Genomic DNA, 12,003 nt, shown 5'->3' with positions numbered 1-12,003 from the left:
CAAAACTACCAGGGGGAACAGCGTGCACCCGTGCGCCATTCCCGAGGGCCGGTCGGGACGGTGCCCGCACCGCGCTGCCGAACGCTGTTCGGTAACGTGTGCGCATGGATGCCGCACGAATCTACGCCGAGGCCCAGGAGCGACTGCTCGCCCTGGCCGCCGGGCCGGCCGGGGAGGCCGCGGAGACCCCTGTCCCGGCCCTTCCCGCCTGGAACGTCCGCCAGACCTACGCCCACCTGGCGGGCATCTGCGTCGACGTGGTGGCCGGGACCGTCACCCCGCCCGCCACCGACGAGATCACCGCCCGGCAGGTCGCCGAGCGCGAGGGACAGGACATCGAGCAGATCTGCCAGGAGTGGCGCTCGAACACCCCCGCCCTGCTCGAGCTGCTCGATTCCGGTACACGCATGCGCCACCGGCTGCCCGTGGTCGACGTATGGACCCACGAGAACGACCTGCGCGGCGCCCTGGGCATACCCGCCCAGACCCGCGACGCCGACCAGCTCCTGGACTTCGCCCTGAGCGGCGCAGCCCGCATGTGGCCCGAGCACCTGCCCTCGGTCACCGCGACCGCCACCGACCTCGACCGGTCCTGGACCCTGGGCGGGGGCACCGGCCTGCAGTGGCGCGGCACCGCCTACGAGCTCCACCGCGCCCTCATGGGACGGCGCACCCCCGGGCAGGTCGCCGCCATGGACTGGACCGGCGACCCCGCGCCCGTGCTGGGCGCCCTGGCTCTGCTCCCGGCCGCGGAGAGGCCACTGGACGTCTGACCGTCAGGGACAGTGGGGAACCCGCTTCGGAGAACGCACCCCGTCCGGGGCGGACGCACCACCGCGGTCATCACGTTGTGGAGGGCGCGGCTCGGCGGGTCGCCGGCGGCCCACGCGGTACGCACGCCGTCGATTGTCCCCCATTCCTTCCACATGGCCGCTCCCGGCCGCACCGGTGTGGCAGCGGCACCCCGGGGGTAGGGGCGTGCGCGTGCACCTCATCACTCCCGAGGACGTGTGCGCAGCGGCCACCCGTATCCAGGGCGAGGTCGTGCGCACGCCCCTGACCGCCGGCCCCGCGGGCGGGCCGCACTTCCTGTTGAAACCCGAGAGCCTGCAACCCGTCGGCGCCTTCAAGATCCGCGGCGCCGCCAACGCGGTCGCCCTCCTCAACCCCACCCAGCGGCGCCGCGGCGTGGTCACCCACTCCTCGGGCAACCACGGGCAGGCCCTGGCCCGCGCGGCCGCCCGCCGGGGTGTGCCGTGCACGGTGGTGGTGCCCGAGGGGGCGCCCCCGGTGAAGGTGGAGCGCATGCGCGCCCACGGGGCGCGCCTGGTCGTGGTGCCGCCGACCGAGCGGGCGGCCGCCGCCCGCGAGCTGGAGCGCACCGAGATGCTGGCCCTGGTCCCGCCCTTCGACGACCGCGCCGTCATCGCCGGGCAGGGCACGGTGGGCCTGGAGATCCTGGAGCAGTCGCCGGACGTGACCACCGTCGTCGTCCCCGTGGGAGGAGGAGGCCTGGCGGCGGGGGTGGCGACGGTGGCCCGAGGGGTGCGTCCCGGCCGGATCCGCGTGGTGGGGGTGGAACCGGAGCTGGCGGCCGACGCCGCCGAGAGCCTGAGCAGCGGACGCCTGGTGACCTGGCCCGAGGAGAGGACCTACCGCACCATGGCCGACGGGGTGCGGGTGTGCCTGTCGGAACTGACCTTCGCGCACCTGCGCGAGAACCTGGACGAGATCGTCACCGTGACCGAGGAGGAGATCGCCCGGGCCGTGGCGGTCCTGGCACTGGAGGCCCGCGTCGTCGCCGAGCCCAGCGGCGCGCTCGCCACCGCCGCGCTCCTGGCCGGGAAGGTGGGCACCGTGCCGGGCCGGCCCGAGGCCACGGTGGCCGTGGTCTCGGGCGGCAACATCGATCCGGCGCTGCTGGCCCGCCTGCTGGCCCGGAGCTGAGAGCCGCCGCTCAGTGCCCGCGGTGCGGGTTCCGGTACCGGTTGCGGGCCTGCTCGCGGTCCTCTCGGCGGCGCAGCGCCATGTCGGCGGGGATCGCCACGGCAAAGGCCAGGACGATCCCGGTGATGAGGAGGACCGCCCACAGGGCGCCGCTGAAGGACTCGGGATCGGTCACGCTTCCTCCACGGGTCGGGGCTTTCGGCTGCCACCGTAGCGGGCACCGGCTCCCGGGCCGGGCACCGTTCGGGGTGAGGTGCGCCACAGGGCCCGGGAGCCTCGGGTCAGAGGATGGCGCCCGGAGTGTAGGCCGCGGCCTGCGGGTACGCGGCGGTGATCTCCCCGATGCGCGCCACCACGGCCTCGACCTGGGCGGACGCCGCGCCGGTGAAGGTGATCCGGTCGGCCAGCAGCGCGTCCAGCTCGGCGCGTCCCAGCGGGAAGCGCTCGTCGTCGGCCAAGCGCTCCAGCAGCCGGTTGCCCGTGCCCTCCTGGCGCATCGCCAGGGCGGAGCCCACCGCGTGCTCCTTGATGAGTTCGTGCGCCGTCTCGCGGCCCACGCCCGCGCGCACCGCGGCCATGAGCATCTTGGTCGTGGCGAGGAAGGGCAGGTAGCGGTCCAGCTCGGCCGAGACCACCGCGGGGAAGGCGCCGAACTCGTCGAGCACCGTCAGCATCGTCTCCACCAGGCCGTCGAAGGCGAAGAACGCGTCCGGCAGCGCCACGCGGCGCACCACCGAGCAGGACACGTCGCCCTCGTTCCACTGGTCTCCGGCCAGCTCGCCGGCCATCGACGCGTATCCGCGCAGGACCACGGTCAGCCCGTTGACGCGCTCGCACGAGCGGGTGTTCATCTTGTGCGGCATCGCCGAGGAGCCCACCTGGCCCTCGGCGAAGCCCTCGGTGACCAGTTCGTGGCCGGCCATCAGGCGGATCGTCTTGGCCAGCGAGGAGGGGCCGGCGGCCAGCTGCACCAGTGCGGTCAGCACCTCGAAGTCCAGTGAGCGCGGATAGACCTGGCCCACACTGGTGAGACGGCGGGCGAAGCCCAGGTGGGAGGCGACCTCGTCCTCCAGTGCGGCCAGCGCCCCGCGGTCCCCTCCCAGCAGGTCCAGCATGTCCTGGGCGGTGCCCACCGGACCCTTGACGCCCCGCAGCGGGTAGCGGGCGATGAGCTCCTCCAGGCGGCCGTGGGCGACCAGCACCTCGTCGGCGACGGAGGCGAACCGCTTGCCGAGCGTGGTGGCCTGCGCCGCGACGTTGTGGGAGCGGCCCGCCATCACCGTCCCGGAGTGCTCGGCGGCCAGCCGGCCCAGCCGCGCCAGCAGCGCCACCGTGCGGTCGCGCACCAGCAGGAGGCTGTCGCGCACCTGCAGCTGCTCGACGTTCTCGGTCAGGTCGCGCGAGGTCATGCCCTTGTGCACGTGCTCGTGGCCGGCGAGGGCGTTGAACTCCTCGATCCTGGCCTTGACGTCGTGGCGGGTGACGCGCTCGCGTTCGGCGATGGAGGCCAGGTCCACCTGCTCCAGGACCTTCTCGTAGTCCTCGACGACGCCGTCGGGCACCTGCACGCCCAGGCGCGCCTGCGCGCGCAGCACGGCCAGCCACAGCCGCCGCTCGGCGACCACCTTGTACTCGGGGGACCACAGCCGGGTCAGCTCCGCGGACGCGTAGCGGGCAGCCAGGACATCGGGGATCAGCGGTTTCGCACTCACGTCGGTCCACCCTATCGCTGCGGTCGGCCGGGTCCGGTGCCGGCCGGGGTGGGGAGCGCCCCACCCCCGGGACGGGGGTGCGGCCGATTCCGGGAGGAACCGGATCTGCCTAGTTTGGGGCCATGAGCGCAGACGCACCACCGAGAACCCTGGCGGCCGCCATGACCAGGCCCCGTTTCCTGGTCTCCGGCTGGTCCCTGAGGGCGACCGCCCACACCTTCACCACCCTGGTGGTGGGCAACACGGTCGCGGTGGCGGCCGCACCGCTCCTCCTGCTGCCGGCCGCGGCCCTGGTCATGTCCGTCCAGGCCGCCGGACGGAGCAGTCCCTCGTACTGGCTGCTCACCGGGGCGGTGCTCCTTTCGGGTCTGGCGGCGGTCGCCCTCCTGGGGCCCCTGCTCGCGATCCCGGTGGGCGCCCTGGAGCGGATCCGGCTCCGGCTCGTCTCCCCGGAGCCGGTCGGCAGCGGCCACCGCACCCCTCCGCCGGGGCTGTGGGGGTGGGTGCGTACCCGCTACACCGAGAGCGCCACCTGGAGAGAGGTGGCCTGTCTGTTCGCCCTGTTGGCCGCGACCCTTCTCGTCGACACGATCGTCCTCGTGCTGCTCCTGCTCGCCCTGGTCATGCTGGCGGCGCCGCTGCTGGTCGGTGAGCCCGGGTCGAGCATCGTGATGGGGCCGGTGGAGGTCGACACTGTGGGCGGGGCCCTGGTCATGACCGGGCTGTCCCCGCTCGCCCTGGCCCTGGTGGTCTACGTGAGCGCGCTGGTGTGCGCGGGGTACACCGCGCTGGGGCGTGCCCTGCTGGGCGGCCTGCCCGAGGAGGAGCTGCGTGCCGAACTGGACGAGGTCGCCGGCTCGCGTGCCCGCCTGGTCGGTGCCTTCGAGTACGAGCGGCGGCGCATCGAACGCGACCTGCACGACGGCGCCCAGCAGCGCCTGGTGGCTCTGAGCATGGACCTGGGTATGGCCCGGCTCGAGCTGGAGGAGGGGACGGAGGCCGACCGCCTCGTGTCCTCGGCCCAGCGTCGGGCCGACGAGCTCATCACCGAGCTCCGCGAACTCGTGCGCGGCATTCACCCGAGGGTGCTCACCGACCGCGGGCTGCCCCCGGCCCTGGCCGAGCTGGCCGACCGCTCGCCGGTGGACGTCGCCGTCGCGGCCGACGTTCCGCGCCTGCCCGCGCACGTGGAGGGCACGGCCTACTTCGTGGTCGCCGAGGCGCTCAACAACGTCTACAAGCACACCGGCGGCGGGGCCCGGGTCCGGGCCGCTCTGGAGGGGAAGGGGGACGGCGTCCTCACCGTGGAGGTCACCGACGAGGGGGACGGCGGAGCCGACCCCTCCCGCGGCAGCGGCCTGACCGGTATGCGCGACCGCGTCGCCGTGATGGGTGGCACGATGGAGCTGTCCAGCCCCGAGGGCGGACCTACCCGGATCAGAGTGGAGATCCCGTGCACGCCGCACCGACCGATTCCGGCGCAGTGACCCCTGTGCCCACCGTGCTCGCCGAGGACGGAGTCCTGCTGAGGGAGGGCCTGGTCGGGGTGCTGGAACGCTTCGGCTTCCCCGTGGCCGCCTCCGTGGGAGATGCCGAGGAGCTGCTCGAGGCCGTGGCCGAGCACCGCCCCCGCCTGGTGGTCACCGACATCCGGATGCCGCCCGGTCTCACGGACGAGGGACTGCGCGCCGCCGTCGAACTGCGCCGGCGCGACCCGGACCTGGCGGTGGTGGCGCTCAGCCAGTACGTGGAGCTCAGCTACGCCTCCGACCTGCTCGACTCCCACGGCGGCCGGGGAGTGGGCTATCTGCTCAAGCAGAGGGTGGGCGACGTACGGGAGTTCGCCTCTGTGCTGCGCCAGGTGGTGGGGGGCGCCACCTTCGTCGACCCCGAGGTGGTGCGCCAGCTGCTGCGGCGCCGTGCCGACCCGCTGGGGCGGCTGACCCCGCGCGAGCGCGAGGTACTGGCCCTGATGGCCGAGGGGCACTCCAACGCGGCGATCGCCCGGCTCCTGGTGGTCGGTGACGCCGCCGTGGGAAAGCACGTGGGCAACATCCTGGCCAAGCTCGACCTGCCCCCCGACCAGGACGTGCACCGGCGGGTGCGGGCCGTGATCACCTACCTGCGTGGGACCTGACGGGACGGGCGCCCCGGCGGACCTGGGAGAGGGAGCGGTCACAGGGCCGCACCGCCGTCCGCTCCGCCGTGCGCGGCGGCGGCCCCCGCAACCCCTGCCGGGAGGTGGGCGCGGAAGGTCCCGCAGTTCCTCCGGTCGCTGTTCCACCGGTCGGCATCCCGCCCCGGAGTCCCCCGGTGCCCCGGACACGGCAGGTAGCATTCCAGCGGAACCGGGCGCCGAGAGGCCCGGCGGGCGGACACGGAGCGGGGGCAGCGGTGACAAGGACCGGGACGGAGCGGACGACCGACCGGGTGCGGATGCTGCGGGTCCGCCACGACGATCCCCGTGTGGAGGGGTTGCTGGCCGGACTGCTGGCCGAGTACACCGTGCGCTACGGGGCCGACGGCGCGGCCGACGAGCTGAGCCGCTACCCCGTCTCGGAGTTCGCCGCGCCCCGCGGACGCGTCGTGCTCGCCGAGATCGACGGCGAGGTCGTCGCCGGGGGAGCGCTGCGCCCCTACCGCGCCGACCGGCCCGCCGTCGCGGAGTTCAAGCGCATCTGGACCTCCGACCGGCACCGCCGCCGCGGCCTGGGGCGCAAGGTCATGGCCGCGCTGGAGGAGGCCGCCCGCGACCTGGGCTACAGCTCCGTCATCCTGTTCACCGGCCCCAGCCAGCCCGAGGCGGTGGCCCTGTACGAGCGCATCGGTTACCGGTGGGTGGACCCCGCCACCGTCGAGGACCTGCCCTACCCCAAGGCCATCCCCTTCGCCCACGACCTCTGACCGGCGGCGCGGGGCATAAGGAGTCCCTCCCGTGTGTTATGGGGGAGGCTATGCCCATGCGGGGCCGGTACAGGGTTACCCACCCGTACGATAGGCGGCGACGGCCGTCACGAGCGGCCGTGTCCGGTCGCCCGCAGGCGACCGTCCACCACGCGACGAGGAGAGACACCACGTGAGCGAGCAGCAGGACCCCGGGGCCGAGTCGGGCACCTTCGTGCACACCCCGCGCAAGAACGGCCAGGTGCAGACCGTCTCCGACGAGCTCGCCGCGTGGATGACCACCGGGTGGGCCGACACCGAGCGCCGCGACCTGGAGCCCGTCGAGCAGGCCGCCCACACCGCCCGGCGCCGCGAGGCCCTGAGCGCGGCCTTCCCCGGCGAACGCCTGGTGATCCCGGCCGGCCGGCTCCTCACCCGCTCCAACGACACCGAGTACCCCTTCCGGGCCGCCACCAACTACGCCTACCTCACCGGTGACACCTCCGACGGCGGCTGCCTGGTGCTCACCCCCCGCGCCGGCGGCGGCCACGACGCCGTCCTCCACCTCAAGCCGCGCTCCAGCCGGGAGAACGGCGAGTTCTGGCTGGGCGCCTACGGCGAGCTGTGGACCGGGCGCCGCAACAGCCTGGGCGAGGCCGCCGACCTGCTGGGCCTGGCCACCGCCGACGTCACCACCCTGCCGACCGTGCTGCGCGCCACCGACACCGCGGTGCGCATCGTACGCGGCCACGACGCCGAGCTGGACGCCCTGGTCGACCAGGTGCGCGGCGACGCCGACGAGGAGGCCCGCGCCAAGTCCGCACGCCTGGACGAGGAGCTGGGCATCTTCCTGGCCGACCTGCGCCTGGTCAAGGACGAGTGGGAGATCGCCCAGCTGCAGAAGGCCGTCGACGCCACCGCCCGCGGGTTCGAGGACGTCGTGCGCGCCCTGCCGCAGGCCAAGGACACCTCCGAGCGCTACGTGGAGGGCACCTTCTTCCTGCGCGCCCGCGTGGAGGGCAACGACGTCGGCTACGGCACCATCGCCGCCTCCGGCCCCAACGCCACCACCCTTCACTGGGTCCGCAACGACGGGCCCGTGCGCGAGGGCGACCTGCTGCTGCTGGACGCGGGTGTGGAGACCACGACGCTCTACACCGCCGACATCACCCGCACCATGCCGGTCTCGGGCACCTTCACCGACGTGCAGCGCAAGGTCTACGACCTGGTGTACGCCGCCCAGGAGGCGGGCATCGCCGCCGTCGCCCCGGGACGGCCGTTCACGGACTTCCACGAGGCGGCCCAGCGTGTCCTGGCCGAGGGCCTGGTGGAATGGGGCCTGCTGGAGGGCCCGGTCGAGCGCGTCCTGGAGCTGGGTCTGCAGCGCCGCTACACCCTGCACGGCACCGGCCACATGCTGGGCATGGACGTCCACGACTGCGCCGTCTCGCGCCAGGAGGTCCACCTGTACGGCGACCTGGAGCCGGGCATGGTGCTCACGGTGGAGCCGGGCCTGTACTTCCAGCCCGACGACCTGACCGTCCCCGAGGAGCTGCGCGGCATCGGTGTGCGCATCGAGGACGACGTCCTGGTCACCGAGGACGGGCGCCGCGTGCTCTCGTCCGCGCTGCCCCGCTCCTCCGCCGAGGTGGAGGCCTGGCTGGCCGAGCGCCTGCCCCGCTGACCCGGCACACCTGCGGGCCGCCCCTCGGAGGGGCGGCCCGTCCGTGTCTCCTGTGAGGAGGACGACGCCGCTCCCGGGAATGTCCGTGTCGTGAGGAAGGTTGGAGAACCTCTGTAAAGACGCTGACGTGCCCGCCCCCGGCGCGGACCGGAGCGCCGTTTCCACGAGGACAAGGACACCTGTTGAAAGGCCAACCCACACCACCTGAACCCGGCGGTGCGCCGGCGACCCGAGACGGTGACGGGAAGGAGGGCAAGGAAGGCAGCTCCGACCGTCTCGTCATCCCCCTTCTCCTGGTGTCGGCGTTCGTGGTCATCCTCAACGAGACGATCATGGGCGTGGCACTGCCCGCCCTCAACCACGACCTGGGCATCTCCGTGGCCACGGGGCAGTGGCTGACGTCGGCCTTCATGCTGGTCATGGCCGTGGTGATCCCGGTGACCGGGTTCCTGCTCCAGCGCTTCCACGTGCGGCCGGTGTTCGTCACCGCCATGACGCTCTTCAGCGTCGGAACACTGATGTGCTTCCTGGCACCCGGTTTCACGTTCCTGCTGCTGGGCCGGATCGTGCAGGCCGCCGGCACGGCGATCATGATGCCGCTGCTGATGACCACCGTGCTCAACATGGTCGTGCCCGAGCGGCGCGGCCGCACCATGGGCAACATCTCCGTGGTCATCTCCGTGGCGCCCGCCGTCGGCCCCACCCTGGCCGGCCTGATCCTCAGCGTGCTCGACTGGCGCTGGATGTTCGGCCTGGTCCTGCCCATCGCCCTGCTGGGACTCGGTCTGGGCGCGCTGATGATCCGCAACGTCACCCGGCCGCGCCCGGCCGACATCGACATGCTGTCGGTGGTGCTGTCGGCGCTGGCCTTCGGCGGTCTCGTCTACGGTTTCTCCAGCATGGGCGGGGACAGCGGGTCCGCCCCGGTGCCGCCGGCCCTGGCCGTCGCCGTCGGCGCCCTGTCGCTGGCCCTGTTCGTGTGGCGCCAGCTGCGCCTGCAGCGCGGGGACCGGGCGCTGCTGGACCTGCGCGTGTTCACCTCCCGGCAGTTCGCGATCGCCATCGCCATGGTCTGCGTGAGCTTCATGGCGATGTTCGGCTCCATCATCCTGCTTCCGGTCTACATGCAGGACGTGCTCGGGCACGACACGCTCGCCGCGGGGCTGACGCTGCTGCCCGGCGGTCTGCTGATGGGCCTGCTCGCCCCGGTGGTGGGCCGCCTGTTCGACCGCCTGGGGCCGCGTCCGCTGGTCGTCCCCGGTGCGATGGTGGTCTCCGCGGCGCTGTGGGGGATGACCCTGTTCGACGCCGACACACCGCTGGGCATGATCGTGGCCGCCCACCTGGTGCTCAGCCTCGGCCTGGCCTTCCTGTTCACGCCGCTGCTCACCAGCGCGCTGGGATCGCTGACCCCGGAGCTGTACTCGCACGGCAGTGCCGTCGTGGGGACCGTGCAGCAGGTCGCGGGTGCGGCGGGCACCGCGGCGTTCGTCGCCCTCATGTCGGTCTCCACCGCGGGGCTGGTCGCCGAGGGGGTCGCCGAGGTCGAGGCGATGGCGGGCGGTGTCCACACCGCCTTCCTCGTGGGCGCGGTCCTGTCTCTGGTGACCGTCGCCGCGGCGTTCTTCGTCCGGCGCCCCGATAACGCGGTGGGAGCCCCGGCCGCGCACTGATCCGCGTCCCGTCCCGGGAGGGGCACCCGCACGAGGCCCCCGTCGGCAGGAGCACTGCCGGCGGGGGCCTCGTGTGCGCCCGGCCCCGCCGGGTAGTGCCCGAGGGGACGCGACAAGGGGGTACCCATGCCAGAGCTGATCGATCTGCACGGCACGGCCATGGAGGAGTTCGACCGGAGGGTCCGCCGGGTGCGGATGACCGACTGGGCACTGCCCACGCCGTGCGAGGACTGGGACGTCCACGACCTGGTCAACCATCTGACCACCGAGCAGCTGTGGGTGCCGTCCCTGCTGGGTGGCGCCCGCGTCGAGGACGTCGGGGACCGCATGGAGGGGGACAACCTCGGGGAGGAGCCCCTCGTCTCGTGGGAGGTGGCCTCCCGCGAGGCGCGTGCCGCCTGGCTCGCCCCCTCGGCGCTGCAGGGCACGGTCCACCTGTCCTTCGGCGAGGTTCCCGCCGAGCTCTACCTGTGGCAGATGACCTTCGACCTGGCCGTGCACGCCTGGGACCTGGCCCGTGCCCTGGGGACCGACGACCGTGTCGACCCGGAGCTGGCGAAGGAGCTGCTGGTGTGGGCGCGCGGCCAGGAGTTCGGCCCCGGTGCGATGTTCGACGCCCCGGTCGAACCCGGCGACGGCGCCGGGGACCAGGACCGCCTCCTGGCCCTCACGGGCAGAAGGCCCTGACGTCAGGCCCGCCCTGCGGCGGCCATCGCCGCGGAGAACACCTCCAGGGCCCGGGAGAACAGGTGGGGCGCCGAGGCGCCGTGGCCGACCACGACGGCGCCCCGGTGCCGTCCGCTGCCGCCGTCGGCGAAGGAGGACAGGCCCTCCAGGAGCAGGCCCCGGCGGGCGGCCTCGGCCACGGCGTCCTCCTCCCGCACCCGCGGGGGGAGGACGACCAGGCAGTGCAGGCCTGCCTCCGGGGCGCGGACGGAGAACCCCTCCAAGGACGAGACGGCGGAGGCCACAGCCCGGCCGCGGGCCCGGTAGCGGCCGCGGAGCCGCCGCACGGTCCGGTCGTACTGGTGGGAGGAGAGGAACTCGGCCAGGGCGAGCTGGCCGAGCAGGTTGTGCCCGCCGCCCGACAGCTCCCGCTGGAGGGCGAGCCCGTCGCACATGTGCGGGGGCACGGCCGCCCACGCCAGCCCCACCGCCGGCGCCAGTGCCTTGCTCGCCGTACCGAAGTAGAGCACGCGGTCGGGGGCCAGCGCCTGCAGCGCGCCCGCCGAGCGCCGGTCGTAGCGGAACTCCCCGTCGTAGTCGTCCTCCAGCACGAGTCCCCCGGTCTCACACGCCCACCGGGCCAGGGCCCTGCGGCGCTCCGCCGACAGCACGGCCCCGGTGGGGAACTGGTGCGCCGGGGTGAGCAGGACGGCTCCGGCCCCGAGCCGGTCGAGGAGGCCCACGTCGGCGCCCTCCTCGTCCACGGGAACTGCGACGGTCTCCAACCCCTGGGCGCGGGCGATCCTGCGGTGGAGCCCGTGTCCGTACTCCTCCACCGCGATCCTGCGCACCCCTGTGTCGTACAGGAGGCGGCAGGTGGCGGCGAGCAGGTCGCCGAAGCCGTTTCCCACCAGGATGCCGGCGGAGGCGGAACGCACGCCGCGGGTGCGGGCCAGGTAGCCGGCCAGTGCCTCGCGCAGCACGGGGGAGCCCTGCGGGCCGCCGTAGCCCAGGTCGGCGGACGGGGTCCGGGCCAGGGCCCGCCGCACGGCGGCCGCCCACGCCTCCCGGGGGAAGGCCGAGGTGTCGGGGATCCCGCCGCGCAGGTCCAGGGCGGGCGCCGGCGCCGGTTCGGGAAGCCGCGCCGGATCGGCTTTCCCCGGCCTCTCTGCCACCCACGTCCCGGCCCCCACCCGGGACACCAGCCGGCCCTCGGCCGCCAGCTGCCCGTAGGCCTCGGCCACGCTGTTGCGAGCGATACCCAGGTCGGCGGCGAGCGTACGCGCGGAGGGCAGCCGGGTCCCGGCCGGGAGACGGCCACCGGTGACAGCCTCGCGCAGGGCCTTCTCCAGCGATCTCGACACCCGTGTCCCCGACACATCGACGTGCAGGTCGATTCCTGAAATGGCCCGTGTTCCCGACATGGAATTGCACTGTA

General features: G+C 73.7%; 11 protein-coding genes. 8 read left to right on the top strand and 3 right to left on the bottom strand.

All coding sequences use genetic code 11. The features are described from left to right. The first annotated feature begins 104 nt into the window (after positions 1-104). Both FHS13_RS10085 and FHS13_RS10080 read left to right on the top strand, forming a co-directional pair. Positions 105-773 (top strand): maleylpyruvate isomerase N-terminal domain-containing protein, encoded by a 669-nt coding sequence (locus FHS13_RS10085; protein ID WP_184290762.1) that lies wholly within the window; start codon positions 105-107, stop codon positions 771-773. Positions 774-984: 211 nt separating this feature from the next. Continuing rightward, on the top strand, positions 985-1,947 hold the full coding sequence (locus tag FHS13_RS10080) for a pyridoxal-phosphate dependent enzyme (protein WP_184291005.1): 963 nt from the start codon (positions 985-987) through the stop codon (positions 1,945-1,947). Positions 1,948-1,957: 10 nt separating this feature from the next. Here FHS13_RS10080 and FHS13_RS10075 read toward each other — a convergent pair whose 3' ends face one another. Together FHS13_RS10075 and purB are read right to left on the bottom strand one after the other, a co-directional pair. Continuing rightward, positions 1,958-2,122 carry a hypothetical protein gene (locus tag FHS13_RS10075; RefSeq protein WP_184290760.1) on the bottom strand — a complete coding sequence of 55 codons (165 nt, stop codon included), beginning with the start codon at positions 2,120-2,122 and terminating at the stop codon, positions 1,958-1,960. A gap of 106 nt (positions 2,123-2,228) precedes the next feature. Next, positions 2,229-3,659, bottom strand: coding sequence for an adenylosuccinate lyase (gene purB / locus FHS13_RS10070; protein ID WP_184290758.1), 1,431 nt, complete (start codon positions 3,657-3,659; stop codon positions 2,229-2,231). Between the two features lie 122 nt (positions 3,660-3,781). On the opposite strand from purB, the gene FHS13_RS10065 reads away from it, so the two are divergent. From FHS13_RS10065 to FHS13_RS10040, 6 genes are all read left to right on the top strand, one after another. Continuing rightward, on the top strand, positions 3,782-5,146 hold the full coding sequence (locus FHS13_RS10065) for a sensor histidine kinase (RefSeq protein WP_246405035.1): 1,365 nt from the start codon (positions 3,782-3,784) through the stop codon (positions 5,144-5,146). Further along, positions 5,113-5,796 (top strand): response regulator, encoded by a 684-nt coding sequence (locus FHS13_RS10060; RefSeq protein ID WP_343064972.1) that lies wholly within the window; start codon positions 5,113-5,115, stop codon positions 5,794-5,796. The genes FHS13_RS10065 and FHS13_RS10060 overlap by 34 nt, the downstream gene beginning before the upstream one ends. A 299-nt stretch (positions 5,797-6,095) precedes the next feature. Beyond that, positions 6,096-6,563, top strand: a complete 468-nt coding sequence (locus FHS13_RS10055; protein ID WP_184290999.1) for a GNAT family N-acetyltransferase — start codon at positions 6,096-6,098, stop codon at positions 6,561-6,563. A gap of 172 nt (positions 6,564-6,735) precedes the next feature. Next, positions 6,736-8,226, top strand: a complete 1,491-nt coding sequence (locus tag FHS13_RS10050) for an aminopeptidase P N-terminal domain-containing protein (RefSeq protein WP_184290756.1) — start codon at positions 6,736-6,738, stop codon at positions 8,224-8,226. A gap of 182 nt (positions 8,227-8,408) precedes the next feature. Continuing rightward, positions 8,409-9,899, top strand: coding sequence for an MDR family MFS transporter (locus tag FHS13_RS10045; protein ID WP_184290754.1), 1,491 nt, complete (start codon positions 8,409-8,411; stop codon positions 9,897-9,899). A gap of 126 nt (positions 9,900-10,025) precedes the next feature. Next, the gene (locus FHS13_RS10040; protein WP_184290752.1) at positions 10,026-10,586 is read left to right on the top strand and encodes a TIGR03086 family metal-binding protein; all 561 of its coding nucleotides are present in this window, start codon (positions 10,026-10,028) and stop codon (positions 10,584-10,586) included. Positions 10,587-10,588: 2 nt separating this feature from the next. On the opposite strand, the gene pdxR is transcribed toward FHS13_RS10040, so the two are convergent. Further along, positions 10,589-11,989, bottom strand: a complete 1,401-nt coding sequence (gene pdxR / locus FHS13_RS10035) for a MocR-like pyridoxine biosynthesis transcription factor PdxR (RefSeq protein WP_184290750.1) — start codon at positions 11,987-11,989, stop codon at positions 10,589-10,591. Positions 11,990-12,003: the final 14 nt, after the last annotated feature.

Source organism: Nocardiopsis algeriensis, assembly GCF_014203695.1.
Taxonomy (GTDB): domain Bacteria; phylum Actinomycetota; class Actinomycetes; order Streptosporangiales; family Streptosporangiaceae; genus Nocardiopsis; species Nocardiopsis algeriensis.
The sequence above is the reverse complement of the archived record's forward strand: the minus strand, read 5'-3'. Positions and strand labels throughout refer to the sequence as shown.